Raw genomic sequence first — 25490 nt, forward strand, 5'->3', positions numbered from 1 at the left:
GTCGGCCGTCGGCATGTCGGACCCGGCCACCGGCGGTGCGGCCGGGGACGAGCAGGTGTCAGCTACCGGTGGCGCCACCCCTGGTTCGCCACCGGACACCGCCCCGGGTACGAGACGGTGCGCAGCGCCTTACGTCAGCGAGCCTTCTTGGTGGCCCGCTTACGCGGCGGGGTCAGCAGGTCGGCGATCGTCGCGATCGCGCTCGGGACCAGCCGGTAGTACGCCCATACACCGCGCTTCTCCCGCTCCAGCAAGCCGGCCTCGGTGAGGATACGCAGGTGGTGACTGACCGTCGGCTGGGAGAGGCCGAGCGGCGCGGTCAGGTCACAGACGCACGCCTCGCCCTCGGGGGCCGACTGGATCAGGCTGAGCAGCCGCAGCCGGGCGGGATCCGCAAGGGCCTTGAGGACCCCCGCGAGACGCTCGGCATCGGCACGTTCGATCGGCTCACCGGCAAGCGGCGAGATCTGAGGCATAGTCATTTCGGCCAACGCAGTTCCCACGTATTCCATCCTTCCACCAGCAGCATCGATCCGCCTGCATATCAGCAGATACGAATCGGCAGACTTTTACGCCACAAGGCCGAGGTCAGCCAACGTATAGGCCGCCCGGTACGGCAATCCGGCGGCTCGCACCGCGTCGCCGGCGCCTCGATCAACAATAACCGCCACGCCCACGACTTCGGCTCCGGCCTCGCGGAGAGCCTCGACGGCGGTCAACACACTTCCGCCCGTTGTGGACGTGTCCTCCACCGCCAACACGCGGCGGCCGGCCACCTCCGGTCCCTCGATCCGTCGCTGTAGACCGTGTGCCTTGCCCGCCTTGCGCACCACGAAGGCGTCCAAGGCGCGGCCGGTTCCAGCGGCGGCGTGCAGCATCGAGAGCGCGACAGGGTCCGCGCCCAGGGTGAGGCCACCGACCGCGTCGTACTCCCAATCGGCGGTGAGGTCGAGCAGCTCCCGACCGATCAACGGAGCGGCCTGGTGATGGAGCGTGACACGTCGCAGATCGACGTACCAGTCTGCCTCGCGCCCCGATGACAACGTGACCCGTCCGTGGACCACGGCCAGGTCGGTAATGAATTTGCGCAGGTCGTCGTGGTCCCCCATGGCGATAGAGGTTACTGCGCAACTCTGAACGCCGTGTGGACGGGCCGGCTGAATCGGAGCGGTGAGACACCGATGACTGGCTATGTTCGACTACGCTCTGCGACCGGCGTGATCGCGGTGCGCCAACGACCGTCGGCGGCGGTTCCGGCGCGACGACGCGCCGGTGGCTCAACGCTCGTCGCGACCGATCCGACCGCGGGTGTCGCGGGAGACCACTTCGAGCAGCCGGCGCGGCGCGTGTCGCAGACCGGCGACGGCCACCTTGTACTTCCACGCCGGGATGCTCACCAACTTGCCTTTACGCAGGTCACGCAGTGCCTCGTCGACGACGTCCTCGGCTCGCAGCCACATCCACTCCGGCGTCTTGGACATGTTGATGCCGGCCCGCTGGTGGAATTCGGTACGGGTGTAGCCGGGGCACAGAGCCATCACCCGGACCCCGAAAGGGCGTGCCGACTGGCCCACGGACTCGCTGAAATTGGTGACCCACGCCTTGCTGGCCGAGTAGGTCGATCCCGGCATCACCGCGCCAAAACCAGCAACCGAAGAGACATTTATCACTGCCCCGTCGCGCCGTTCGGTCATCGGGCGTAGCGCCGCCAGGGTCAATCGCATGACGGCGTGCACGTTGAGGCGGAGCAGCCGCGCCTCGTCCTCCGCTGTGGAGCGCAGGAACGGCTTGTTCAGGCTGATGCCGGCATTGTTGACCAGCAGATGAACGGGACTGTCGGACGTCAGCCGCTGTTCGACGGCGGCGCAGCCGTCATCGGTGGACAGGTCCGCCGGGAGCGTCTGGACGTCGTGACCGTGTCGGGCGCCCAACTCGGCGGCCATCGCGGCCAGTCGGTCCGCGTCCCGGGCGACCAGCACCAGGTGCCAGCCGTCGGCCGCCAGGCGACGGGCGAACGCCGCGCCGATGCCGGCGGTGGCACCGGTGATCAGGGCCCGTCGCTCGGCGGTCGGGGATTCGAGCGTCACGGGCGGTTCCTCACCTGGGCGGGTACGGGGGCGTGGCCGGCGCCTGCGGGGGCTGGTACGACGCGGGCGCAAACGCGGGCGGCGCGGTCGGTGCGGTCCGGCGGTACCGACCGAACCAGGCGTTCGCCGCCGGCAGGGCCAGCAGCGCGGCTACCACAAGGTAACCGAGGGCCTGCCCGACGGAAAGCCCGGCATTGAGCGGGATCCACCAGGACGGGTACGCGTCCGAGATGAGACCCAGCAGCTCGGCGGTGGTCCGCTCGTCCGCCCCCAGCCGCAGCGGTGCGGCGCGTTCACCGACGAGTACCGCCACGCTGCAACAGCCGGCGAGCAGTCCGAGCCCGCAGACCACCCAGGTGGCCACACGTACGCCGCGCCGGCCCGTCAACAGGCCGAGGGCCAGGCCGGCGAGCAGGAGTGCGGACAGCGCGGCCACCACAGCGGTCAGCGCCGCCGACGCGCGCAGCAGGGTCACCACGTCGTCGATCTGCTGTGGGCTGGCCGAGGTGTCCCGGGCATCGGCGCGGAACGCGTCCACCGTCCGGCCCAGCACCGCCAGGTCAACGACGGTGTACGCGAGCGCGCCGACCGCCATCAGCAGCAGCACGGCCGTGGCCAACGGGACCACGGCGGGCCGGCGGGGCGGTGCCGGTTCGGGGTACGACACGACGGATCCCTCCGGTAGGCGTCGGGTTGCAACCTACTCGGAGGGATCGTCGGCGTCGTGCTTATCCGTGGGTCAACTCGTCGACGGTCCGGTGGTGCCGGGGCGGTCCGTCGGCGGCGTGTCGTCCGGACGGTCCGGGCTGGACGGGTTCGCCGGCGGGGTGGTCGGCTGCTCCGGCTCGGACGCCGGGCCGGGAGTCGACGGGTAGGCCGGCTCTCCGCTCGACGGCTGACCGGGGGTCGACGGGTAACCGGGCTGGCCGGGAACCTGCGGGTACCCGGGCTGGCCGGACGCCTGCGGGTAGGCCGGGTAGCTGGCGCCCGGGGTCGGCGGCTCCCACCCGGCGGCCGGCTTGCGGAAGAACTCGTTGGACTTCGGCAGGGCCAGCAGGACCAGGGCCGCCAGCAGCGCGAGCAGGCTGATCACGCCGAGCAGGAGGCTGACCGGGGTGACCCAGCCAGGCAGCGCCTCGTCGAGGCGACGCCGGATCTCCTCGGCGCTCGGCATGCCGTCGCCGGTGTTCCCACCGGTGTTGAAGCCGCCGGCCGCACCGCTGAGCAGGCTGCCACCCGTGCAGCAGACCATGATGCCGCCGACGATCCAGGTGGTGATCCGGGCACCGTTCTTGCCCTGGTTGTTGAACATGGCCAGCACGCCCAGCACGACCGCCAGCAGGAGTACGAGGATGGCGCTGCCGAGGCCGAAGGCGTAGAAGAAGTTCGCCACCTGATCGGCACCGTCGGCGCTGCTGCCCGCGTACGCGTCGCGGAGCACGTCCCGGGTCTTGCCGATGGTGGAGAGGGTGATGATGAGACTGATCACCTGGCACGCCAGGAAGAGGTAGAGCAGATAGCTGGAAATCGTCACGGTGGAGGGCCGTTGACGGGCCGGCGTGCTCGGGGAGTCGACCACGGTTCTCCTTTCCTAGATCGGGCCCACACCGTATCGGCAACCGGCCACTCCGGCATGCCGTGACGAAAGCGGCACGCCCGGCGAGGTCGTTCAGCCCGCGTCGGCGGCGGGTCGGATCGCCAGGTCGGCCGGGTCGAGCAGGTCGCCGCGCGCGACCCGCCAGCCCTCTTCGCCGTACGCCTCGAAGGAGAGTCGGGCCCGCCCGCCCGACTCGTAGTCGTGGTACCGCATCGTCCCCGCCGCGGGCAGTCCGGTCTCTCCGGTGGCCGTGTAGCGCGCCTGCCCGGTCTCGGCCCAGGTGTACCGCTGCCCGCCGAGGTCGATCTCCGGGGCGCCGGGGGTGACGGTCGCGCCCGGCTCGGCGGTCCAGAGCACCAACTCCAGTTCGGGACCACCGTCACCTTCGACGGAGAGCCGGTGCGGCGTGCCGGAGGCGTCGTCGAGGAGGTGCTGCACCCAGGTCCAGCCCCCCTCGACCAGGCGGATGGTGCCGCTCACGACGTACTCCGTCTGGCGGATCCGCACGCGATCACCCGGCGCCAGGCGACGGGTCGGCGGGCGGACGGTGGCCCGGGCGGCGACCCGCCGCCGGGCGCGTGCGACGACCACGAGCACGACCGTCATGAGTACGACGACGGCCCCCACCAGGGACGCCAGCAACCCGTCCACCCGACCACCTCCCCAGGTACGTCGGCGCAGACGGTAACAACCTGGCGCACCGGAACGAGTCGCGTCGTGACCGAAAGCTCAGCTACCGACGGCGGACCGCCGGGGTGGCCGTCGATGGCGGCCACGGTGGAGTGGCGGGCGATCGTCAGGCCGCGGCGAGGCGCTGGGTGGCGTAGTCGCCGAGGGTGGAGCGGCCCATGACGCAGCCGACGAAGGTGGTGAACTCGGTGGAGTCGTCGCGCAGCGACGTCCAGGCCGTCTGGGCGGCCGCCGGGTCGAGTCGTTCCAGCAGCGTCGCCGCGTACGCCCGGCCGGCGGGCGAGCCCTCGGCCAGCAGCCGGTCGAGTTGGCGGCGTACCTCTTCGGGGTGCTTGTCGACCGCGGCCTCGACGCGGTGGTACGCCTCGGTCACCGGCAGCACCTCACCGGCGAACCCGACCCCGCCGAAGGCCAACGTGTCGGCGGTCATCAGCTCGTCCGTCGCGGCACGAAGCTCGCGTTCCCACCCACTCATCCCGAACATGCCCTCATCCTTTCCCCGCCGGCCCGCCGCTCACCCTGTTGATCAAGAGGTTTGCGTCATGGGAAGACGTCCCGATGACGCAAACCTCTTGATCGCGGGGCTCAGGCGGCGGTGACCGTCAGGGCGGTGGGGGTGGTGTCGGGGTTCAGGTCGACCTTGACGGTGTTGCCGTCCCGGATGGTGCCCGAGAGCAGAGCCTTGGCCAGCTGGTCGCCGATGGCGGTCTGGACCAGTCGGCGCAGCGGGCGGGCACCGTAGATCGGGTCGTAGCCGTGCTCGGCCAGCCACCCACGGGCGGCCTCGGTGATCTCCAGGCCGAGCCGGCGGTCCGCCAGACGGCGTCGCATCCGGTCGAGCTGGATGTCCACGATGGCGCGCAGATCGTCCCCGCGCAGCGCCGCGAACACCACGATGTCGTCGAGCCGGTTGAGGAACTCGGGCTTGAAGTGCGACCGGACGACGGCGAGGACGCCCTCGCGGCGCTGCTCCTCGGCGAGCGTCAGGTCACCGATCACCGACGACCCGAGGTTGGAGGTGAGGATCAGGATGGCGTTGCGGAAGTCCACCGTCCGGCCCTGGCCGTCGGTGAGCCGACCGTCGTCCAGCACCTGGAGCAGCACGTCGAAGACGTCCGGGTGCGCCTTCTCCACCTCGTCCAGCAGGATCACCGAGTACGGCCGGCGACGGACGGCCTCGGTGAGCTGGCCGCCCTCCTCGTAGCCGACGTAGCCGGGCGGGGCACCGACCAGGCGGGCGACGGAGTGCTTCTCGCCGTACTCGCTCATGTCGATGCGGACCATCGCCCGCTCGTCGTCGAAGAGGAACTCGGCGAGCGCCTTGGCCAGCTCGGTCTTACCCACACCGGTCGGGCCGAGGAAGAGGAAGCTGCCGGTCGGGCGGTCCGGGTCGGCGACACCCGCCCGGGCCCGCCGTACGGCGTCGGAGACCGCCCCGACGGCCTCGGTCTGGCCGACCACCCGGTCGCCGAGCGACTCCTCCATCCGCAGCAGCTTGGCCGTCTCGCCCTCGAGCAGCCGGCCCGCCGGGATGCCCGTCCAGGAGGCGACGACCGCGGCGATGTCGTCCGAGCCGACCTCCTCCTTGAGCATCGCGCCGTCTGCCTGGAGTCGGGCCAGCTCCTCCTCGGCCTGCGTCAGCTCGACCTTGAGCGCCGGGATTCGGCCGTACCGCAGCTCGGCGGCGCGTTCCAGCTCGCCGTCGCGCTCGGCCCGCTCGGCCTCGCCGCCGAGGCGCTCCAACTCCTCCTTGGCGGTGGAGAGCTTGGTGATGTGGCTCTTCTCGGTCTGCCAGCGCTCGGAGAGCACGGTGAGCTGCTCGCGCTTGTCGGCCAGCTCCTGGCGCAGCCGCTCCAACCGCTCGGCGGAGGCGGCGTCGGGCTCCTTGGCCAGCGCCATCTCCTCGATCTCCAACCGGCGCACGGCCCGCTCGATCTCGTCCACCTCGACCGGCCGGGAGTCGATCTCCATCCGGAGCCGGGATGCGGACTCGTCGACCAGGTCGATCGCCTTGTCCGGCAGGAACCGGTCGGTGATGTACCGGTCGGAGAGCGTGGCGGCGGCGACCAGCGCGGCGTCGGTGATCCGTACGCCGTGGTGCACCTCGTAGCGCTCCTTGAGCCCGCGCAGGATGCCGATCGTGTCCTCGATCGTCGGCTCGCCGACCAGCACCGGCTGGAAGCGGCGCTCCAACGCCGGGTCCTTCTCGATGTGCTCGCGGTACTCGTCAAGCGTGGTGGCACCCACCATCCGCAGCTCACCACGGGCCAGCATCGGCTTGAGCATGTTGCCGGCGTCCATCGAGCCCTCGCCCTTGCCCGCGCCGACGACGGTGTGCAGCTCGTCGAGGAAGGTGATGACCTGCCCGTTGGAGTTCTTGATCTCCTCCAGGACGGACTTCAGCCGCTCCTCGAACTGGCCCCGGTACTGGGCACCGGCGACCATCGCGCCGAGGTCCAGCGAGACCAGCTTCTTGTCGCGCAGCGACTCGGGCACGTCACCGGCCACGATCCGCTGGGCGAGCCCTTCGACGATGGCCGTCTTGCCGACGCCGGGCTCACCGATCAGCACGGGGTTGTTCTTCGTACGCCGGGAGAGCACCTGGATGACCCGGCGGATCTCCGAGTCCCGGCCGATGACCGGGTCGATCTTGCCGTCGCGGGCGCTCGCGGTGAGGTCGACGCCGTACTTGCTGAGCGCCTGGTAGGTCTGCTCCGGGTCGGCGGTGGTGACCCGCCGGTCTCCGCCCCGGACGGTCGGGAAGGCCGCGATCAGGGCCTCCTCGGTGGCGCCGGCCGACTTGAGGGCCGCCGACACCGCGCCGCCCACCCGCGCCAGGCCGGCGAGCAGGTGCTCGGTGGAGGTGTACTCGTCACCCAGCGGCCGGGCGATCTGCTCGGCGGCGCCAATGGCGTTGACGAACTCGCGGGCGAGCGTGGGCTCGGCGATGCTGGAGCCCCGCGCGGCCGGCAGGGCGTCGACCGCCCGCTCGGCGGCCCGGCGCAGCTCGGCGGGGTCGGCCCCGACGGCGCGCAGCAGACCGGCGGCGGTCGAGCCTTCGGTGTCGAGCAGGGACAGCAGCAGGTGCCAGGGCTCCACGGTCGCGTGGCCACGCTGGTTGGCCAGCGACACGGCACCGGTGATGGTCTCGCGGCTCTTGGTGGTGAGTTTCTCGGTGTTCATGGGCTCCCCCGGATCGGCGTTGTCCACTGTCTTGGACGCAACCAGAGTTGAGCGTATTCCACTCAACCTTACCGTGTGACGCCCGTCACTCCCGGCGTCGCCACCGCCAGTCGAACTCTCCGGCCGCCGGCGCCGGGCCGGGCAGCGCGCCGGGGTCCGGTGCCGTCGACAGGCCGCCCAGCAGCACCGCGAGCTGCCGGCGGCGCAGCTCACGGGTGCGCTCCGCGTCGGGTACGCGCACGGCCGCGCACGCCTCCAACACCAGCCCCAGGTCCTGCACGACCACGTCGGGCCGCAGCCGCCCACTGGCGTGCGCCCGCCCGACGAGGTCCGAGGCCAGTTCGCCGGCGCGTACCGCGTCCCGGCCCATCTCCTCGGTCGGGGTGAATGTGCCGGCCAGGTGGACGGTGAGCGAGTGCACGTCGGCGTCGACCACCCGGGCCAGGAACCCGGCGAAGGCGGCCCAGTCGTCCGGCTCGGCGAGCGCCTCCTCGGCAACGGCGATGTAGCGGCGCAGCCCGTCGTGGCAGAGCTGACGCAGCAGCGCCTCCTTGCCCGCGTACCGCCGGTAGAGCGCGCTGATCCCCACGCCGGCCCGGTCCGCGACGGCGGCGATCGGCGCCTTCGGGTCGTCCAGGAAGACGGCGCGGGCGGCTTCGAGGATCACCTCGTCGTTACGGGCGGCCTGGGCGCGGCGGCCGGCCAGAGGTCTCGTCGACATGACCTGAGCCTAGCACTGGAACGGATCGTTCCGGTCTGCTACCGTGGTTACAGAACGAAACATTCCGTTCCAAAGGAGTACCGAGATGACCGGCACCGCGATCCGTCCGTTCCGCGTCGAGATCCCGCAGACCGCCCTCGACGATCTGGCCGCCCGCCTGGGCCGCACGATCTGGCCCGCCGAGCTGCCCGGCGTCGGCGACACGTACGGGATGAGCGGCGACCGGGTCCGCGCGCTCGCCGACCGCTGGCGCGACGGGTTCGACTGGCGAGCCGTCGAGGCCCGGCTCAACGCCCACCCGCAGTTCGTCACCGAGATCGACGGCGAGCAGATCCACTTCCTGCACGTCAGGTCGTCCCGACCGGACGCCACCGCCCTGGTGCTCACCCACGGCTGGCCGGGCTCGGTGCTCGAATACCTGGACGTCATCGGCCCGCTCACCGAGCCGAACGACCCGGCCGCGCCGGCCTTCCACGTGGTCATCCCGTCGCTGCCGGGCTTCGGGTTCTCCGGCCCCACCCGCAGCGCCGGCTGGAACCGGCACCGCACGGCCCGCGCCTGGGCCGAGCTGATGAACCGCCTGGGGTACGACAGCTACGGCGCGGTCGGCAACGACGGCGGCTCGTTGATCTCGCCGGAGCTGGGCCGGATCGACCGCAAGCACGTGCTCGGCGTGCACGTCACCCAGATCTTCTCGTTCCCGTCCGGCGACCCGGCCGAGTTCGCCGACCTGTCCGAGGCGGACCAGGCGGCGCTGGCGCACCTCCAGTGGTTCTACGAGAACAAGTTCTCCTTCAACCAGGTGCACAGTCAGCAGCCGCAGACCCTCGCGTACGCGCTGGCCGACTCGCCCGTCGGGCTGCTCGCCTGGAACGCGCAACTCTTCGACGAGAGCCTGGACGCCGAGTTCATCCTGGCGAACGTGGCCCTCTACTGGTTCACCGGCACCGCCGCCTCGGCGATCCGCTTCTACTGGGAGGACGCGCACGCCGAGGAGCAGCCGGCCGAGCCGACCACGGCGCCCACCGCGGTGGCCATGTTCCCCGGCGACTTCCAGTCCATCCGCCGCTTCGCCGAGCGGGACCACGCGAACATCGTCCGCTGGACGGCGTACGGCACGGACGTCGAGGGGCGCGGCGACGTCGGCGGCCACTACGCCGCCCACCAGGCGACCGACGTCCTGGTCGACGACATCCGCGAATTCTTCGCGACTCTTTGATCGACTCGTGTTCCCGGAAGTCGGGGTGTCCTGGGCGTCCGGACACCCCGACTTCCGTGATGTCGAGTGGATCAGGTTCGGCGGGGCAGGCGGGCGGTGCAGGGCGTCTCGTGGTCGGCGCGGAGCACGCAGCGCCGGCCACCGTCCAACCGCCGGTCACAGAAGACCCAGTGCCGTACGCCCTGGTCGTCCTCCGTCGAGACGGTGATCCCGCCGAGGTCGATCCGGGCCAGGAACGCCAACGACCGACCGGCGGTCCGGCCCAGCATCTTGGCGCGAGCCAGATCGGGCGCCGAGACCGGCAGATGGATCACAAAGCGCCCGCTCATCGCCGCGGCAATCGGTAGGGCATGGCTGACGGTCCTCTCTCGCCGTGGATCGCTGGCACGGCCGTTCGCCCGAGGGGGAGCGCGCGACCGTGCCAGCAACAGCGCGGACGACCCGACCGAGGAGGCCGGTTGCCTACCAGGCTTTCCGCTCCGAGCTGCCCGCCCCGACAACTTACAATGCTAAGCATTGCAAGGCAATCACTACGCATGCTTAGCACGCGAAGTGTTGGCCCAGCAGCCGGCAGCATGGGAGGATCTTGGGGCCTACCAGGAGTTGCCCCATGCCCCGAGTTTCGGACCGCCAACGCATCGCGCAGGACATCCGCGACAAGATCGGCTCAGGTGAATACGCGCCCGGCGACAAGCTGCCGTCGTTGCGCGAGATGACCGCGCACTACGGCGTGTCCGCCGAGCCGGTCCGTTCGGCCCTGCTGATCTTGCAGGCTGAGGGCTTGATCGAGGGACACCAGGGCAAGGGCACCTACGTCACCGACCCGAAGTAGATCGACTCGAGATCACCGATGTCGGGGCATCCAGCGGCCGGGATACCCCCACATCGGCGATGTCGAGTCGATCAAGGCCGCGCTGCCGGTCAGCGTCCAAGATCTGCGTTTCGTTAACGTGGCGGTAGCCTTGGCGGGTGCGAGTACGTGTCGAGCAGACCGCCTTACCCGGGATCGGGGTACGCCACGATCTGGTGACGGAGTCCGGACGCCGCCTGGGCGTCGTCTCCCACCGCAACGGCCGCCGTGATCTTGTCCTCTACGACCCAGACGATCCCGACGCCTGCCAGGCGGACATCCCGCTGACGGACGACGAGGCGGAGGCGCTGGCCGACATCCTCGGCGCGTCGCTGATGCTCGGTCAGCTCTCCGGGCTGCGCGAGCAGGCCGCTGGGCTGCTCACCGAGCAGATCGCCATCCCGGCCGGGTCGCGGTACGTCAACCGTCCGCTCGCGGACACCAAGGCGCGTACCCGCACCAGCGCCTCCATCGTGGCGGTGCTGCGTGACGGCGAGGTCATCGTCTCGCCGCTCCCCTCGTTCCGCTTCGCCGCCGGTGACGTGGTGGTCGTCGTCGGGACCCGCAGAGGTCTCGACGGTGTGTCCGCCATCCTCGCCGACAGTGACCCGGACGGCTGAGGCGGATGCACGATTTCACCACGCTGCTCATCGAAGTCGGTGCGCTCCTGCTGCTGCTCGGCCTGCTGAGCCGGCTCAGTCGCCGCTTCGGCCTCTCGCCCATCCCCCTCTACCTGCTCGCCGGGCTCGCATTCGGGCACGGCGGGCTGTTGCCGCTGGACGCCAGCGAGGAGTTCTTCGCGGTCGGCGCCGAGATCGGCGTGATCCTCCTGCTGGTGATGCTCGGCCTGGAGTACTCGGCCAACGAGCTCGTCGGCAACCTGCGCTCGGCAGCGCCCGCCGGACTGATCGACGGGGTGCTCAACGCGTTGCCCGGCGCGGGGTTCGCCCTGCTGCTCGGCTGGGACTGGGTGGCCGCCCTCGTACTCGGCGGCATCACCTGGGTCTCCTCGTCCGGCGTGATCGCCAAGGTCCTCGCCGACCTGGGCCGGCTCGGTAACCGCGAGACGCCCGTGATCCTCTCGGTGCTCGTCATCGAGGACCTGGCGATGGCGCTCTACCTGCCGCTGGTCACCGCCGTACTGGCCGGCACGGGCCTGCTCGGCGGCGGCATCGCGCTCACCGTCGCGGTGGGCACGGTGCTGATCGTGCTGGTGGTCGCCATCCGGTACGGCCACCTGATCTCGTCCGCGCTCTCGGCGAAGGATCCGGAGGCGCTGCTGCTCGGCGTACTCGGTCTGACCCTGCTGGTCGCGGGCATCGCGGCGTCGCTCCAGGTGTCGGCGGCGGTCGGCGCGTTCCTGGTCGGCATCGCCCTCTCCGGCCCGGTGGCCCACCACGCCACCGAGCTGCTCTCGCCACTACGGGACCTGTTCGCGGCCGTGTTCTTCGTGTTCTTCGGCCTGACCACCAGCCCGCAGGACATCCCACCGGTGTTGCTGCCGGCGCTCGCGCTTGCCGTGGTCACCATGGGCACGAAGACGCTCACCGGCTACCTGGCGGCCCGCCGGGTCGGCATCGCCGAACCCGGTCGGTGGCGGGCCGGTCTGGCGCTCGTACCCCGAGGCGAGTTCTCCATCGTCATCGCCGGACTGGCGGTCGCGGCCGGCAGCGTCGAGCCACGGTTGGCCGCGCTCGCCGCGACGTACGTCCTCATCACCGTGGTGACCGGACCGATCCTGGCCCGGCTGCCCGACTCCCCGTGGTTCAAGCGGTGGTTGCGCAACCGCGCCCTGGCCCAGCGGCGCGAGCCGGTTCCCGTCCACGACTGATGTTCACCGCCGCTGTCCTGCCCGCTGGGGCGGGACAGCGGCGCTGGCCAGGGCAGCCGAACGGCCGTTCGGGCCGGGCCGGCCGACGGATGCCGAATTGCGCCTTGCGGGTACTACCGCAGTAACCGGCGGCGGGTTACCGTTTCGCCCCAGCAGCCAGCGTCCGCAGGCAGCGTTGCCACCCGCGGGCGAGAGCGGAAGGTTGGCCGGTGAGCGTGCAGGAGTCGACGTTCCACGGCTTCGCGAACCCCGTCGATCCGAGCCCGGCGGAGTTGCGAGCTTGGGCGTACCAGCCGGATTCAGTGCCGTTGTCATCCATGCCACCCGACTGGGACCTGCTGGTCTCCGGTGACCGGCTGGTGTTGACGCTCTTCGAGCTGGCCATGGACCCGACGTGCCCGGCCCGGCGCTTCGCGCTGCACTGCCTCTACATCTACGCCGCCGACGGCATCCGGACGAACTTCCGGGCCCACCCCAAGCGCCGCTTCCGCAAGCTCGTTGAGCAGGCCGAGCGCGACGGCGACGAGCTGATGAAGGTCTGGGCGCACAACGGCCGCGTACTGCTGGCCCGGCCGGATCTCTTCGTCTACCGGGACTGGTGCGAGGGCGGCCTGGTCCGCGAGAACCGCCGCCTCGGCTGAAAGCCCCGTCCCGGCCCGTTGCGCCGCCGATCTTGCACTTTCTGTGGTGACAAGAGGCGTGTATGGGGACATATCGTCAACCGAAAGTGCAAGATCGGCGCGGATATCGGCGCGTGGCGCGGGCCGCACAACACGGCGAACGGGCCGGGACCCCCCGTGGGTCCCGGCCCGCACGTCGGTCACCGGCTTCAGTTGCGCTTGCGGTCCGAGTCTGGTCGGGTTGGCTCGCCCTGCTCGGCGAAGCGGCCCTCCTTGATCCGGTCGCGGAACGTTCCCTCGGTGACCTTGTCGAACTTCTCGCGGACGGTGTCCGCCAAGCCTTCCAACCGCTCCTCCGTCTGCTGAGCGACCTTCTTCGCCGGCTCCGCCATCGCTCCCCCTCGCCATGCCGGGAGGCCCGAATTAAGCCGTTTGGACCCCGTATCGACAGGTTAACGGAAGCGGCCCGGTCCGCGCCGGAAAATCGGAGCGCGGGCCGGGCCGAGAAAGCGGTGGGTGGGTCAGCGGTAGGTGGGTCAGCGGTCGGTGTTGCGGCGCGGACGCCAGACCACCAACGCGGTGGACGTGCGGTTGGTCGGCACCAGATCACGACCCGGGAAACGGGCCAGCGACTCCAGCTCGGCCACCCGGCGGTACGCGGCGTCCAACTCCGCCTCCAACCGGGCGACCCGCTGCTGCGCCTGCTCCAGCAGCCGTTCCAACCCGATGATCCGCTTGACGCCGGCGAGGTTGATCCCGTCGTCCTGACTGAGCCGCTGCACCTCGCGCAGCAGCACCACGTCCCGGACGCTGTAGCGACGACCACCGCCGGCCGCCCGGCCGGGCTGCACCAGCCCCAGCCGGTCGTACTGGCGCAGGGTCTGCGGGTGCATCCCCGCCATCCGCGCCGCCACCGAGATCATGAGCACCTTGGCCTCGTAGGCAGGGTCACCCGAACCGAGGAACTCGCCCGACATCCCGCTCACCTCCGCGTCCATCCCACCGGACTATCCGACCCGACGCACGCGTGCGTCGAGATGTTCCCGCGCCGCCGGCGGACTCTGCTCGGCGAACGCCTCCAGCGCGGCCCGCGCCTCGTCCGTCAGCCGGGCGGGCACCACCACGTCCAGGGTGACCAGCAGATCGCCGGCCTGCCCGTCGCGGCGGACCACGCCCTTGCCCCGGGCCCGCAGCACCCGACCGCTGGGCGTGCCCGGCGGCACCCGCAATGTGACCGCGCCGTCGAGCGTGGGCACCCGCAGGTCCGTGCCGAGCACGGCCTCCGGGAAGGTCACCGGCACGGTCAACGTCAGGTCGTCTCCGGTACGCCCGAACAACTCGTCCGGTCGGACCTTGACGTGCACGAACAGGTCACCGGCCGGGCCGCCGCGCTCACCCGGCTCGCCGCGCCCGGCCAGCCGGATGCGCTGGCCGTCGGCCACCCCGGCCGGAAAGCGCACGTTCATCGTGCGGGTCTTGGTGACCCCGCCGCTGCCGTGGCACTCCGGGCACTTCTCCTCCACCACGGTCCCGACGCCCTGGCAGTTGCCGCACGGCTCGGAGAAGCTGAACGACCCCTGGTTGCGGGTCGTCACCCCGGCCCCGTGGCAGACCGGGCAGGTACGCGGCTGGGTGCCGGGCTTGGCGCCGTTGCCGTGACAGGTGTCGCAGACACCGGGGGCGCGCAACGTCAGCGGCAGGGTCACCCCGCGCACCGCGTCGCCGAAGTCGAGCGCCACCTCGGTCTCGACGTCCCGCCCCCGGGCCGGACCCCGCGCCGCGGCCTGCCCACCGGCCTGCCCGCCCGAGAAGATCGAGCTGAACAGGTCCTGGAAGCCGGCCCCACCGCCGAAGCGACGTTCGCCACCACCCGCGCCACCGCCGAACAGGTCGGAGACGTCGAAGGGCATCCCGCCCGGCTGGCCACCGGCCCGGGCGTTGCGCCGGAACGCGCCCGAGCCGAACAGCGAGCGCATCTCGTCGTACTCCCGGCGTCGGCCGGTGTCCGACAGCACGTTGTACGCCTCGGACACGGCCTTGAACCGCTCCTCGGCCTTCGGGTCGCCCGGATTGTGATCCGGGTGCGATTCCCGGGCCAACTTGCGGTACGCCTTCTTGATGTCATCGGCGGAGGCGGCCTTGTCCACGCCGAGCACGGCGTAGAAGTCCTTCTCGAGCCAGTCCTTCGAACTCACCGGTCCACCCCCTTCCGACCGTCGTGGCCCGGCCGTCCCGCCCACCGCCGTGCGGGGGACGGGACGGCCCGGTCACCGTCTCGCACTATTCCGGATCCGCGACCGCGACCAGCGCGGGGCGCAGCAGCCGCTCACCGAGCTGGTAGCCGCGCCGCATGACCTGCACGCAGGTCGGCTCGCTGACCTCGGCCGAGGTCTGGTGCGCGACGGCCTCGTGCCGGGTCGGGTCGAACGGGTCGCCCTGCTCGCCGAAGGCGGTCAGGCCGAACTTGCCCAGCGCGCCGGTGAGCTGGTCCGCCACCGTTCCGAACGGTCCGACCAGGTCGCCGTGTTCCCGTGCCCGGTCCAGGTCGTCGAGGATCGGCAGCAACGCGGCCAGCACCGAGCCGGTCGCCTGCTCCTGCACCAGGGCGCGGTCGCGGTCGACCCGCTTGCGGTAGTTGGCGTACTCCGCCGACACCCGCTGCAGATCCCTGGTCCGCTCGTCCAGCTCGGACCTCAGAGCCGTCAGCTCGGCGCCGAGCGAGGTGCCCGTGCCGCCGCCGTCCACCGGCTGCGCCGGGGCGTCCACCACCGGCGGACCGGAGGGTTCCGGCCCGTCGGTGGCGTTGACCTCGGCCTCGATCTCGTCGACCACGACCTCGGCGTCCTCGACCAGACCCTCGGCCGGTGCGCCGGTCTCCGCGTCGGCGGCGGTGCCTTCCGGCTCCGTCGCGTCACTGAGCTTGCGGTTGTTGCGGATGACGACCCGCTCCTCGGTGTCGCTGCTCGACTCCGTGGGCGCGGAGCCACCCGGCGTCGACCCGGTGTCGTCCGAGTCGGCGGCTCGTGGCTTCTGCGTCATGCGGCTACCTCATCCCTTCGCCGTGGATACGTGTCGGAGGTGGGCAATCACTTCTTGCCGTCCTCGTCCACGATCTCCGCGTCGACCACGTCGTCGGCCCCGCCGGTCTGGGCACCCGTGGCACCGGTCGCGCCGGTCGCACCCGGGCCGGCCTCGCCGCCGGGCTGACCCTGCTCGGCCTGCTGGGCGTAGAGCAGCGAACCAGCCTGCTGGGAGACCTGCGCCAGCTTCTCGTGCGCCGACTTGATCTTCTCGATGTCCTGGCCACCCAGGGCACCCCGCAGCTCGCCGAGCGCCTCGTTGAGCTGCTCGCGGTTCTCGCTGGGCAGCTTGTCGCCGCTCTCGGCGAGGAACTTCTCGGTCTGCCACTGCAGCGCCTCGGCCACGTTGCGGGTCTCGGCGTCGTCGCGGCGACGCTTGTCCTCCTCCGCGTGCTCCTCGGCGTCCCGGCGCATGCGCTCGATGTCGTCCTTCGGCAGCGAGGAGCCGCCGGTGATCGTCATCTTCTGTTCCTTGCCGGTGCCCAGGTCCTTGGCGTGCACGTTGACGATGCCGTTGGCGTCGATGTCGAAGGCGACCTCGATCTGCGGCACGCCACGCGGCGCCGGCGGGAGGCCGGTCAGCTCGAAGGTGCCGAGCTTCTTGTTGTAGGCCGCGATCTCCCGCTCGCCCTGGAACACCTGGATCAGCACCGACGGCTGGTTGTCGTCGGCGGTGGTGAACACCTCGGAGCGCTTGGTCGGAATGGTGGTGTTGCGCTCGATGAGCTTGGTGAAGATGCCGCCCTTGGTCTCGATGCCCAGGCTCAGCGGGGTCACGTCGAGCAGCAGGACGTCCTTGACCTCACCCTTGAGCACACCGGCCTGCAGGGCGGCGCCGACGGCGACGACCTCGTCCGGGTTGACGCCCTTGTTGGGGTCGCGACCGGTGAGCTGCTTGACCAGGTCGGTCACGGCCGGCATCCGGGTCGAACCACCGACCAGGATGACGTGCTCGACGTCGGAGATCTTGATCCCGGCGTCCTTCACGGCCTGCTCGAACGGGCCCTTGCAACGGTCCAGCAGGTCCTGCGTCATCCGCTGGAACTCGGCGCGGCTGAGCGTCACGTCGAGGTGCAGCGGGCCGGCGGAGCCGGCGGTGATGTACGGCAGGTTGATGTTGGTGGTGGTGGCGGCGGACAGCTCGATCTTGGCCTTCTCCGCGGCCTCACGGAGGCGCTGGAGGGCCATCTTGTCCTGGCCGAGGTCGATGCCGTGCTCACCGCGGAACGTCTTGACCAGGTGGTCGATGATGCGCTGGTCCCAGTCGTCGCCACCGAGGTGGTTGTCACCGCTTGTCGACTTGACCTCGATGACGCCCTCGGCCAGCTCCAGCAGCGACACGTCGAAGGTGCCGCCACCGAGGTCGAAGACCAGGACGGTCTGCTCCTTGGAGCCCTTGTCCAGCCCGTACGCCAGGGCGGCCGCGGTCGGCTCGTTGACGATCCGCAGCACGTTGAAGCCGGCGATCTCACCGGCCTCCTTGGTGGCCTGGCGCTGGCTGTCGTTGAAGTAGGCCGGGACGGTGATCACCGCGTCGGTGATCTGCTCACCCAGGTACGCCTCGGCGTCCCGCTTGAGCTTCATCAGGGTCCGGGCCGAGATCTCCTGCGGGGTGTACTTCTTGCCGTCGATGTCGACGGACCAGTTCGTGCCGACCTCACGCTTGACCGAACGGATCGTCCGGTCCGGGTTGGTCACCGCCTGGCGCTTCGCGACCTCACCGACGAGCACCTCGCCGTTGCGGGCGAACGCGACGATCGACGGGGTCGTCCGCGAGCCCTCAGCGTTGGCGATGACGGTGGGCTCACCGCCCTCGAGAACGCTGACGCAGGAGTTCGTCGTGCCGAGGTCGATACCGACCGCACGTGCCATCTTCGCTTCCTCGCTTCGTAAGGTTGTGCAGGTGACGGGCACCGCCCGCGACTGCTCGGCGGGCCCGCCCGCAGCGGTCCCCACCACAAGTTGAGTGAACTTGACTCAATAGTGCCACGCGTCGGCGAATCGTCAAGTCGAGTTGAGCCGACCCGACGCAACCCAGCCGTTATTACCGTCCGGTTGTCTTCCCTTGCATCGGTCGGGCACGCTTTAGCGGTGACGACGCACGGCGATTCCGCCACCCGTTCCGGCGCGCCCGCCGTCGCCGCCCGCACCGTCCCGCCGGACGCTGCCCAGGAGCCGTCCGTCACCACCGGGGACGACAGCCTCCCCGGCGCGCTGGCGGGCCTGAGGGCCGCGATCGGCGCGACCCGCTATCCGCTCGCGCTGCCCTCCGCCAACCCGGCCCGGCAGGCCGCCGGCGCCCTCACCGACCAGCTCGACGACTACCTGCTGCCCCGGCTGGCCCGGCTGGACGCCCCGCTGCTCGTGGTGGTCGGCGGTTCCACCGGCGCGGGCAAGTCGACCCTGGTCAACAGCCTGGTCAAGGCCCGGGTCAGCGCCGCCGGGGTGTTGCGGCCCACCACCCGCTCCCCGGTGCTGGTGTGCAATCCGGCCGACGCCACCTGGTTCCGGCAGGGCGACCTGCTGCCCGGGTTGACGCGTACCACCGAGCCGAGTGACGACCCACGCTCGCTGCACCTGGTGACCGCGCCGGCCCTCCCCCCGGGCCTCGCGTTCCTCGATGCTCCGGACATCGACTCGGTGGTCGACGCCAATCGCGCGCTCGCGAGCCAACTGCTCGCCGCCGCCGACCTCTGGCTCTTCGTCACCACCGCCGCCCGGTACGCCGACGCGGTGCCGTGGGAACTGCTGCGCAGCGCGCGGGGCCGGGGAGCCGTGATCGCCATGGTGCTCGACCGGGTGCCGGCCGAGGCCAGCGACGAGATCGCCGCGCACCTGACCGAGATGCTCGCCGCCCAGGACCTGGACCGGGCACCGCTGTTCGTCCTGCCGGAGACCTGGGTCGACGGTCAGGGGCTGCTGCCCGAGGGGGTCACCGCGCCGCTGGCCGAGTGGTTCGCCCGACTGGCCGCCGACGCCGACGCCCGCGCCGCGGTGGTCCGGCAGACGCTGGACGGCGCGCTGGCCGCCCTGCACCCCGCCGTCGAGGAGCTGGCCGACGCCGCCGACGAGCAGGTCACCGCCGCCGACGCGCTGGACGAGCGGGTACGGGCGGCGTACCGCGCGGCCGAGCGGACCGTCGAGCAGGGTCTGCGCGACGGTCGGCTGCTCCGCGGCGAGGTGCTGGCCCGCTGGCAGGAGTTCGTCGGCACCGGCGAGTTCTTCCGCACCCTGGAGGCCCGCATCGGGCGGCTCCGGGACCGGGTGGTGGCCGCCGTCACCGGCCGACCCGCGCCCGCCGCCGGACTGCGCGACGCGATCGAGTCGCAACTCGTCACCCTGCTGCGCGGGGTGGCGTCAGAGGCCGCCGAATCCGCGTACACCGGGTGGAAGGCGCACCCGGCCGGCGCGGAGCTGCTTGATCCGGGGCTCGCCCACCCGAGCGACGACCTGCCCGAACGCGCCGAACGGATGGTTCGGGACTGGCAACGCGGCGTGCTCGAGCTGGTCCGGGTCGAGGGCGGCGACAAGCGGTTCGTGGCCCGCACCGCCGCGTACGCGGTGAACGCCACCGGGCTGGCCGTGATGATCGCCGTGTTCGCCTCGACCGCGTTCATCCCCACCGGTCTGGAGGTCGCGACCGGGGCCGGCACGACGGTCGCCGCGCAAGCCGTACTCCAGGCGATCTTCGGCGACCAGGCGGTGCGTACCCTCGCCGCCAAGGCCCGGGTCGACCTCCTGGCGCGGGTACGAACGCTGCTGGACGCGGAGGCCGACCGCTTCCTGACCCGCACCGCCGACGCCCGGCCCGCCGAGGCGGCAGGCGCGGCGCTGCGCGAGGCGGCCGGGCGGGTCGAGCTGGCCCGGCACCGCAGCGGCCTGGCCACCGACGGCGGCACCCTGCCGGCCGGTGACGAGGAGGGTTCGCGATGAACAACATCGCCGGCCGGGTACGCGAGGCCTTCCGCGGCGACCAGCGGATCGACCCGGACGGGTTGATCGCCCGCCTGGACGCGGTACGCCGGCTGCTGACCGCCGTCGACGGCCTGCTGCCCGACGCCGAACTGGTGCCCGCGCACACCCTGGTCGAACGGGCCGGCACCCGGCTCGCGCTGTCCCGGGACCACACCGTCGTCGCCCTCGCCGGCGCGACCGGAAGCGGCAAGTCCAGCCTGTTCAACGCGCTGGCCCAGCTGGAACTCTCACCGGTCGGTGTCCGCCGACCCACCACCGGCGTGACGCACGCCTGCGTGTGGGGCCCGTTGGAGGACGCCAACCGGCTGCTCGACTGGATCGGAGTGCTGCCCCGGCACCGCTTCGTCCGGGAGAGCGCGCTCGACGGGGACGACGAGACCCCCCTGCACGGACTGATCCTGCTCGACCTGCCCGACTTCGACTCGGTACAGCGGTCCCACCGCCTCGAGGTGGACCGGCTGCTCGGCCTGGTCGACCAGGTGGTCTGGGTGGTCGACCCGCAGAAGTACGCCGACCGGGTCATCCACGACAGCTACCTGCGCGAGTTCCACCGGCACCGGGACGTCACCCTGGTCGTCCTCAACCAGGCCGACCGGCTGCCGGCCGCCGAGCTGCCCCGCGTCCTGGACGACCTGCGCCGACTGCTCGACTCCGACGGGCTGACCGGCGTGCCCCTGCTCGCCACCACCGCTATCGACCCGGCCGGGATGGTCGGGTTGCGCACCGCGCTGGAGCGTACCGTCGCCGAGCGGCAGGCCGCCCTGCGTCGACTGGCCGGCGACGTCGACACGGTGGTCGCCGGACTGGACGAAATGATCGGCTCGGCCCGACCGGTCGGCGGTCCGGACGACGCGACCGTCGCCGGGCTGAACCGGGCGCTGGCCGGCGCCGCCGGAGTGCCGGCGGTGAGCGAGGCGGTGGAGCGGGCGTACCGGCATCGGGCCGGCGCGGCCACCGGCTGGCCGGTGGTCCGGGGCTGGCGACGGTTGCGGCCCGATCCGCTACGCCGGTTGCACCTGCCCGGGCCGACCGGCGCCGACGCCGACCCGGCGGAGAGCCTGGTGGCGGCGACCTCGGTGCCCGATCCGACGGCGGCCCAGCGGTCGGCGCTCGGTCTGGCGATCCGGGCGGTGGCCGACCGCACCGGCGGCGACCTGCCCGCCGCCTGGCCGACGGCGGTGACCACCGCGGCCCGGTCCCGCCTCGACGACCTGCCGGACGCGCTGGACCGGGCGATCGCCGGCACGGACCTCGGCCTGGACCATCAGCCGGTGTGGTGGCGGGTCGTCGGTGGCGTGCAGTGGCTGGTCACCCTGGCCGCCGTGGTCGGTCTGGGCTGGCTGGCGCTCGGCTACGCGCTGCGGGCGCTGGGCCTGCCCGCGCTGGACAACCCCATGGTCGGGCAGGTACCGATGCCGACCGTGCTGCTGCTCGGCGGACTGCTGGCCGGGCTGCTGGTGGCGGCGCTGACCCGACCGGTCGTGCGCTGGGCCGCCCAACGGGCGCGGGCCCGCGCCCGGCAGCGGTTGACGGTCCGCGTCGCCGAGGTCGGCCAGGAGTACGTCCTCGCCCCGGTACGGACCGTCCTCACCTCGTACGCGCAGGCGCGCGACGCGCTCCGCGAGGCTGCCCGCCGCTGAAGCCTCTGGGTACGCCCGGAGCGGCGTAGGGTCGAAGCATGGCCACGCCTCAGACCCCCTACGACGCGGTGCTGCACGCCGCACGCGACGTGACCAAGCTGGAGTCCGCCCTCGACGCCGAGATGCTCGGCAGCGCGCTGCTGGGCAGTGTCTACGCCATCGCGGAGACCGACCGCGACACCGCCGTGCGGGAATTCGTCACCGGGTTCCTCGCCGCCACCGCCCGCCGCCGGATCGCGGCGGCCACCACCATCCGCCAGGTCTTCGCCGCGCTCGTACCGAGCGCCGAGGGCGTCGAGCGGGTACGCCCCGGCAGCCAGGCGCCCGCCTGGACCGGCCAGCTCGGCCGGGTGCACCTCACCGGCAGTTGGGCGTACGGCGACGTGTACGGCGACCAGACCTCCTACCTCGCCACCTTCGCGTACGACGACGAGGCCGGCGGCCCGGAGCACGCGCTGGTGGCCCTGGTCGACCACAACATCGGGATCGCCAAGGACATCTTCGTGGGCGGGCCCGCCGAGCGGATCCTGGACCAGGTCCGGCAGATGTGCGCGGACGACGAGCTGACCTGGTTCCGTACCGAGGACCCGGCCCGGCTGCGCGGCGAGGTGACCCGCCACCTCGCGGTCACCGACGACCTGAGCGAACTGCCCGGCGAGGGCTCGCTCGCCACCGACCGTGCGCTGGTCGGCGTCCGGCTCGCGATGCTGCCGGTGGCCGCCGCGCCGACCGGTCCGGCCGAGGTCGAGCCGTTGTCGGCCGCCGAACGCACCGACCTGGTGCGGCGGTTCCTGGCGTCGCCGGAGGCCGCCCGGTTCGAACTCGACACCGTCGACGGTCCCGGGCTGGCGTCACTGCACTTCTGCCTGAGCCTGCTACTGGACCACTCGGCGTCCTTCCCCGACGCCGACCCGATGCGGTGGAGCCCGGCGGTGTCCGGTCTTTTCCTGCTCGACTGGGTGCACCGCCGGGCCGTGCTGGACATGGACGACGCGGCGATGCTGCCCCGGGTGCTACGCGCCTGGGCCCGGTACGCGTCACAGCAGCGCGGGCTGCCCGAGGCCGCCGCCGAGCGGACCGACGAGGCGATCGAGGAGATGGTGCCGGAGTTCGCCCGGCTCTACTCGACCGGCGAGCGGCGTAGCCCGGCCACCGCAGCCGTCGCGCAGCTCATGGCCGACGGCGTGGACCCGGACGACCCGGCCGCGCTGGACGCCTGGATCGAGGCGAACCGGCACCGACTCGCCGACGACGGCGCCTGACGACCTCCGGGCGGGCGGCTCGGTGCCGCCCGCCCGATGGGTCCCGACCCGGCCCGGTCGGTTTCGCTCGGTCGGCGCGGCCTTGGTTGGTGTGCGGCCTTGGTTGGTGTGCGGCCTTGGTTGGTGTGCGGCCTTGGTTGGTGTGCGGCACGTCTGGTGGGGCCCCGGTCGGCGCGGCCCCGGTCGGTGGGCCCGGTCGGTGCGGCCCAGAGTCGGTGGGGCCCCGAGTCGGTGGGGCCCCGAGTCGGTGCGGCGCCTGGTGGGTGCGGTCAGCGCAGGGTGCCGAAGACGACCGCGGCGATCAGCGCGCCGAGCGCTGCGCCGGCGAGCACCTGCGCGACGGTGTGATCCCGCAGCCGTACCCGGGACCAGCCGACCACGCCCAGCAGGGGCACGGCGACCAGGAACCCGCGCCCGAAGGTCAGCGCCAGGATGACCAGGGTGCCGGCGGAGACCGCCGAGTGGATCGACATCTTCCACCAGTGGCTCACCGACACGGCGACCACCAGTCCGACCAGCCCCGCCGCCGCCAGCGCCAGCAGGGCACGCGGTGCGCCGAGGACGAGGAGCAGGGCGAGCCCGGCGGTGACCGAGCCGAGACCGACCAGCAGGGGCACCCGCCGCTGCTCCCGGCGGCCGATGTGGTGGTCGGTGAGCCGCCCCCGGCGGACGCCGCCGACGATGTAGGCGAAGGGAATGCCGGTGACGAAGACCGTCGCGAGCAGGCCCCACACCAAGCCCCGGACACTGCCCCGGCTGCTGTGCCAGCTCACCGTGACGATCAGCAGCGAGACCAGCACGGCTGGGGCGGTCAGCTCGGTGACGAGTCGGGCGACCCGCAGCCCCGGACCGGGTCGGACGGCGACCGGGCGGGGTTCCGCACCGCCGCCCACGCCACCCCCCCGCTGTGCGCTACCGCTGACCAGCGCCGTCTCGGCGACACCTGCCCGTCACCGTACCGCCGGGAAGGCCCTCGAATGCACGGGTCCAGCCGCCGACGACCTCCACCCCAACCGCCCCCACCCCCGCGGCCACTCCCGGTGATCAAGAAGTTTGCGTCACCGCGACCGCGATTCTTGACGCAAACCTCTTGATCACCGACTTCCCGTAGGCGACGGCCCGCCCGGGGTCGTCCCTGCCCAGGGGAAGCCCTTCACGTCGTCGTTCCGCGCGGGGGCCTCCACGATCGCGCCGATCTTGCGGTTTCTGTTGTCGTTGTGCGCGTATTACGCCTTATGCACCGACAGAAAGTGCAAGATCGCGGCGGTTCGGGGTGCGGCGGGGGTCCCGGGTGTCGCGGCGGTTCTTGACGCGGCGGCGGTCCCGAGTGCGACGGTTTTCGGCGCGGCGGCGGTCCCAGGTGCGGTGGCGGTCCCAGGTGCGGCGGCGGTCCCAGGTGCGGCGGCGATCCCAGGTGCGGTGGCGGTTCTTGGCGCGGCGGGACTGGGGGCGAGCGTGGGTGACGGCGCGGTGGTGGGCTCGGGTGCGGTGGCGGATGGGCGGGGGGTGGCGGACGGGCGGGGGGTGGGCGACGGTGGGGGTGTGCTGGCCGGGGCGGAGCGGGTGCTGGTGGGGGCGGCCGTTGCGGTGGGCGTGGCCGGGTCGGGCGTGGCGGGCGTGGCCGGGTCGGTTGCGGTGGGCGTGGCCGGGTTGGTGGCGGTGGGGGTTCCCGGGTCGGTGGCGGTGGGGGTCGTCGGGTCGGTCGGCGACGGGGTCGGGTCGGACGTCTCGGTCGGGTCCGGGTCGGGTGGCGCGGTCGGCGACGGCACCGGCGGCGAGCTGGGCGGTGGTCCGGCCGGCGGTGCGGTGCGGGTGGGTCGGGGCGCCGGTGGCGGCGCGGACACCACCCGGCGCGTGGGCAACCGGTCGTCGACGTTCGGGCCGTACCACGAGTCGTCCGGGACGCGCCGGGGCGCACCCGGCAGCCAGTCGGCGGTCGCGGTCGGGCCGGCGCTGGGCGGGTCGGGGAACGGAAGCGGGGGCGGCGGCGGCTGCGTGGTCACCGGCATCGGGATGACCACCGGCCCGACCGAAGGGGTCGGGATGAACGGGGTGCTCGAGTCGGGCAACGCGGAGGTGCCCGGGGTGGCCGAGCCCGCGCTGATCGCCGCGAGCACGGGCATCGACGCGGTGCCGGCCAACAGCGCGACGGTGAGCAGGTATCCCCGGGAGGGGCCACCCACACCGGGTGCCCGGTGCGCTCCGATCACCCGGCGGTAGCCGCCCGGCGAACGGTGGCGGCCCAGTGCGGGTGTGCCGGGCCCGTCGCCTGACTCGTCCACCACACACCCCTTGTCGTCGCCCCTGCGGTCAGCGCGGGGACCGCGCGGGGTGGAATCCGGCTAATCACCCGATCGGCGCGATCCTGCGGGAATCAGCCTCGCCCAGTTACGGTCCGTCAGCCAACACCCACCGCGTGTCGACACGCGGCACTGGCCGAACGGTGACGAATCAGCACCGGATCGCCCGGTGGACGCGCAGCGGCATGATGACGACAAAGAACGACAAACCATAGGCGGTCGGAATGCGGGCCGGGCGTACTGTGGGCACGCTCACCTGCTCTGCGAATATGGAGCACGACGGCAACGCAGCCGCGACCTCCGCGCACCCCCGCGGCAGACGCGGCCCGGCGCCGGCGCTCCCGATCCGGGTTCGGCCAGAACCCGGCTCACGCCGCGCGGCAACCCCCACCCGGGCTAGGCGCGGCCGCCAGGAACCGGTCCGGCAGCAGCCGG

The 25490-nt window shown here is 72.1% G+C and carries 25 protein-coding genes; 9 read left to right on the forward strand and 16 right to left on the reverse strand.

Going from position 1 to position 25490, the window contains the following annotated elements:
• Positions 1-134 precede the first annotated feature (134 nt).
• The 9 genes from AC3EN4_RS12380 to AC3EN4_RS12420 form a co-directional block, all read right to left on the reverse strand.
• Complete coding sequence (locus AC3EN4_RS12380; protein ID WP_007454255.1) at positions 135-512, reverse strand: ArsR/SmtB family transcription factor; 378 nt, start codon at positions 510-512, stop codon at positions 135-137.
• Positions 513-569: 57 nt separating this feature from the next.
• A complete protein-coding gene (gene pyrE / locus AC3EN4_RS12385; protein WP_435206059.1) occupies positions 570-1109 on the reverse strand; it encodes an orotate phosphoribosyltransferase in 540 nt (179 codons plus the stop codon).
• A 168-nt stretch (positions 1110-1277) separates the two neighbouring features.
• Positions 1278-2087 carry an SDR family NAD(P)-dependent oxidoreductase gene (locus AC3EN4_RS12390; RefSeq protein ID WP_435206060.1) on the reverse strand — a complete coding sequence of 270 codons (810 nt, stop codon included), beginning with the start codon at positions 2085-2087 and terminating at the stop codon, positions 1278-1280.
• 10 nt (positions 2088-2097) lie between these two features.
• On the reverse strand, positions 2098-2754 hold the full coding sequence (locus AC3EN4_RS12395) for a hypothetical protein (protein ID WP_435206061.1): 657 nt from the start codon (positions 2752-2754) through the stop codon (positions 2098-2100).
• A 72-nt stretch (positions 2755-2826) separates the two neighbouring features.
• Complete coding sequence (locus tag AC3EN4_RS12400; RefSeq protein ID WP_435206062.1) at positions 2827-3666, reverse strand: hypothetical protein; 840 nt, start codon at positions 3664-3666, stop codon at positions 2827-2829.
• 90 nt (positions 3667-3756) lie between these two features.
• Positions 3757-4335, reverse strand: a complete 579-nt coding sequence (locus tag AC3EN4_RS12405; RefSeq protein ID WP_435206063.1) for a DUF4178 domain-containing protein — start codon at positions 4333-4335, stop codon at positions 3757-3759.
• A gap of 145 nt (positions 4336-4480) precedes the next feature.
• Positions 4481-4858 carry a hypothetical protein gene (locus AC3EN4_RS12410; RefSeq protein ID WP_422737665.1) on the reverse strand — a complete coding sequence of 126 codons (378 nt, stop codon included), beginning with the start codon at positions 4856-4858 and terminating at the stop codon, positions 4481-4483.
• 101 nt (positions 4859-4959) lie between these two features.
• Positions 4960-7557, reverse strand: a complete 2598-nt coding sequence (gene clpB, locus AC3EN4_RS12415; protein ID WP_435206064.1) for an ATP-dependent chaperone ClpB — start codon at positions 7555-7557, stop codon at positions 4960-4962.
• An 85-nt stretch (positions 7558-7642) separates the two neighbouring features.
• Positions 7643-8278, reverse strand: a complete 636-nt coding sequence (locus AC3EN4_RS12420; protein WP_435206065.1) for a TetR/AcrR family transcriptional regulator — start codon at positions 8276-8278, stop codon at positions 7643-7645.
• 85 nt (positions 8279-8363) lie between these two features.
• On the opposite strand from AC3EN4_RS12420, the gene AC3EN4_RS12425 reads away from it, so the two are divergent.
• Positions 8364-9497, forward strand: coding sequence for an epoxide hydrolase family protein (locus AC3EN4_RS12425; RefSeq protein WP_435206066.1), 1134 nt, complete (start codon positions 8364-8366; stop codon positions 9495-9497).
• Between the two features lie 71 nt (positions 9498-9568).
• Here AC3EN4_RS12425 and AC3EN4_RS12430 read toward each other — a convergent pair whose 3' ends face one another.
• Positions 9569-9826: a hypothetical protein gene (locus tag AC3EN4_RS12430; RefSeq protein ID WP_435206067.1), complete on the reverse strand. Its 258-nt coding sequence runs from the start codon at positions 9824-9826 to the stop codon at positions 9569-9571.
• A gap of 281 nt (positions 9827-10107) precedes the next feature.
• Here AC3EN4_RS12430 and AC3EN4_RS12435 point away from each other — a divergent pair, with 281 nt between their 5' ends.
• From AC3EN4_RS12435 to AC3EN4_RS12450, 4 genes are all read left to right on the forward strand, one after another.
• A complete protein-coding gene (locus AC3EN4_RS12435; RefSeq protein ID WP_435206069.1) occupies positions 10108-10329 on the forward strand; it encodes a winged helix-turn-helix domain-containing protein in 222 nt (73 codons plus the stop codon).
• 137 nt (positions 10330-10466) lie between these two features.
• On the forward strand, positions 10467-10967 hold the full coding sequence (locus AC3EN4_RS12440) for a cation:proton antiporter regulatory subunit (RefSeq protein WP_355048462.1): 501 nt from the start codon (positions 10467-10469) through the stop codon (positions 10965-10967).
• Between the two features lie 5 nt (positions 10968-10972).
• On the forward strand, positions 10973-12178 hold the full coding sequence (locus tag AC3EN4_RS12445; protein WP_435206070.1) for a cation:proton antiporter: 1206 nt from the start codon (positions 10973-10975) through the stop codon (positions 12176-12178).
• A 209-nt stretch (positions 12179-12387) separates the two neighbouring features.
• The gene (locus tag AC3EN4_RS12450; RefSeq protein WP_435206071.1) at positions 12388-12819 is read left to right on the forward strand and encodes a hypothetical protein; all 432 of its coding nucleotides are present in this window, start codon (positions 12388-12390) and stop codon (positions 12817-12819) included.
• A 188-nt stretch (positions 12820-13007) separates the two neighbouring features.
• Here the strand turns inward: AC3EN4_RS12450 and AC3EN4_RS12455 are convergent, their stop codons facing one another.
• From AC3EN4_RS12455 to dnaK, 5 genes are all read right to left on the reverse strand, one after another.
• Entirely contained in the window at positions 13008-13190 is a 183-nt protein-coding gene (locus AC3EN4_RS12455) for a hypothetical protein (RefSeq protein WP_435206072.1), read from the reverse strand.
• 144 nt (positions 13191-13334) lie between these two features.
• On the reverse strand, positions 13335-13775 hold the full coding sequence (locus tag AC3EN4_RS12460) for a heat shock protein transcriptional repressor HspR (RefSeq protein WP_355048782.1): 441 nt from the start codon (positions 13773-13775) through the stop codon (positions 13335-13337).
• Between the two features lie 30 nt (positions 13776-13805).
• Positions 13806-14993 carry a molecular chaperone DnaJ gene (dnaJ, locus tag AC3EN4_RS12465; RefSeq protein ID WP_422737658.1) on the reverse strand — a complete coding sequence of 396 codons (1188 nt, stop codon included), beginning with the start codon at positions 14991-14993 and terminating at the stop codon, positions 13806-13808.
• Positions 14994-15078: 85 nt separating this feature from the next.
• Positions 15079-15837: a nucleotide exchange factor GrpE gene (grpE, locus tag AC3EN4_RS12470; protein WP_435206073.1), complete on the reverse strand. Its 759-nt coding sequence runs from the start codon at positions 15835-15837 to the stop codon at positions 15079-15081.
• A 47-nt stretch (positions 15838-15884) separates the two neighbouring features.
• Positions 15885-17750, reverse strand: a complete 1866-nt coding sequence (dnaK, locus tag AC3EN4_RS12475; RefSeq protein ID WP_435206074.1) for a molecular chaperone DnaK — start codon at positions 17748-17750, stop codon at positions 15885-15887.
• A gap of 219 nt (positions 17751-17969) precedes the next feature.
• On the opposite strand from dnaK, the gene AC3EN4_RS12480 reads away from it, so the two are divergent.
• The 3 genes from AC3EN4_RS12480 to AC3EN4_RS12490 are packed head-to-tail and all read left to right on the forward strand — an operon-like array spanning position 17970 to position 22755.
• Positions 17970-19811: an ABC transporter gene (locus AC3EN4_RS12480; RefSeq protein ID WP_435206075.1), complete on the forward strand. Its 1842-nt coding sequence runs from the start codon at positions 17970-17972 to the stop codon at positions 19809-19811.
• The gene (locus tag AC3EN4_RS12485) at positions 19808-21493 is read left to right on the forward strand and encodes a GTPase (protein WP_422737654.1); all 1686 of its coding nucleotides are present in this window, start codon (positions 19808-19810) and stop codon (positions 21491-21493) included. The genes AC3EN4_RS12480 and AC3EN4_RS12485 overlap by 4 nt, the downstream gene beginning before the upstream one ends.
• A 38-nt stretch (positions 21494-21531) precedes the next feature.
• Complete coding sequence (locus AC3EN4_RS12490) at positions 21532-22755, forward strand: hypothetical protein (RefSeq protein ID WP_435206077.1); 1224 nt, start codon at positions 21532-21534, stop codon at positions 22753-22755.
• Positions 22756-23024: 269 nt separating this feature from the next.
• Here AC3EN4_RS12490 and AC3EN4_RS12495 read toward each other — a convergent pair whose 3' ends face one another.
• Entirely contained in the window at positions 23025-23648 is a 624-nt protein-coding gene (locus AC3EN4_RS12495) for a phosphatase PAP2 family protein (RefSeq protein ID WP_435206078.1), read from the reverse strand.
• A gap of 526 nt (positions 23649-24174) precedes the next feature.
• On the opposite strand from AC3EN4_RS12495, the gene AC3EN4_RS12500 reads away from it, so the two are divergent.
• Positions 24175-24975: a hypothetical protein gene (locus AC3EN4_RS12500; RefSeq protein ID WP_435206079.1), complete on the forward strand. Its 801-nt coding sequence runs from the start codon at positions 24175-24177 to the stop codon at positions 24973-24975.
• Positions 24976-25490: the final 515 nt, after the last annotated feature.

The organism is Micromonospora sp. bgisy143 (assembly GCF_057708145.1).

Coding starts and splice junctions, on each gene's coding strand:
- AC3EN4_RS12485 (WP_422737654.1), top strand. CDS start 19,808: ATGAACAACATCGCCGGCCGGGTACGCGAGGCCTTCCGCGGCGACCAG.
- AC3EN4_RS12425 (WP_435206066.1), top strand. CDS start 8,364: ATGACCGGCACCGCGATCCGTCCGTTCCGCGTCGAGATCCCGCAGACC.
- grpE (WP_435206073.1), bottom strand. CDS start 15,837: ATGACGCAGAAGCCACGAGCCGCCGACTCGGACGACACCGGGTCGACG.
- AC3EN4_RS12410 (WP_422737665.1), bottom strand. CDS start 4,858: ATGTTCGGGATGAGTGGGTGGGAACGCGAGCTTCGTGCCGCGACGGAC.
- AC3EN4_RS12430 (WP_435206067.1), bottom strand. CDS start 9,826: ATGAGCGGGCGCTTTGTGATCCATCTGCCGGTCTCGGCGCCCGATCTG.
- pyrE (WP_435206059.1), bottom strand. CDS start 1,109: ATGGGGGACCACGACGACCTGCGCAAATTCATTACCGACCTGGCCGTG.
- AC3EN4_RS12420 (WP_435206065.1), bottom strand. CDS start 8,278: ATGTCGACGAGACCTCTGGCCGGCCGCCGCGCCCAGGCCGCCCGTAAC.
- AC3EN4_RS12460 (WP_355048782.1), bottom strand. CDS start 13,775: ATGTCGGGCGAGTTCCTCGGTTCGGGTGACCCTGCCTACGAGGCCAAG.
- clpB (WP_435206064.1), bottom strand. CDS start 7,557: ATGAACACCGAGAAACTCACCACCAAGAGCCGCGAGACCATCACCGGT.
- AC3EN4_RS12380 (WP_007454255.1), bottom strand. CDS start 512: ATGGAATACGTGGGAACTGCGTTGGCCGAAATGACTATGCCTCAGATC.
- AC3EN4_RS12435 (WP_435206069.1), top strand. CDS start 10,108: ATGCCCCGAGTTTCGGACCGCCAACGCATCGCGCAGGACATCCGCGAC.
- AC3EN4_RS12455 (WP_435206072.1), bottom strand. CDS start 13,190: ATGGCGGAGCCGGCGAAGAAGGTCGCTCAGCAGACGGAGGAGCGGTTG.
- AC3EN4_RS12445 (WP_435206070.1), top strand. CDS start 10,973: ATGCACGATTTCACCACGCTGCTCATCGAAGTCGGTGCGCTCCTGCTG.
- AC3EN4_RS12490 (WP_435206077.1), top strand. CDS start 21,532: ATGGCCACGCCTCAGACCCCCTACGACGCGGTGCTGCACGCCGCACGC.
- dnaK (WP_435206074.1), bottom strand. CDS start 17,750: ATGGCACGTGCGGTCGGTATCGACCTCGGCACGACGAACTCCTGCGTC.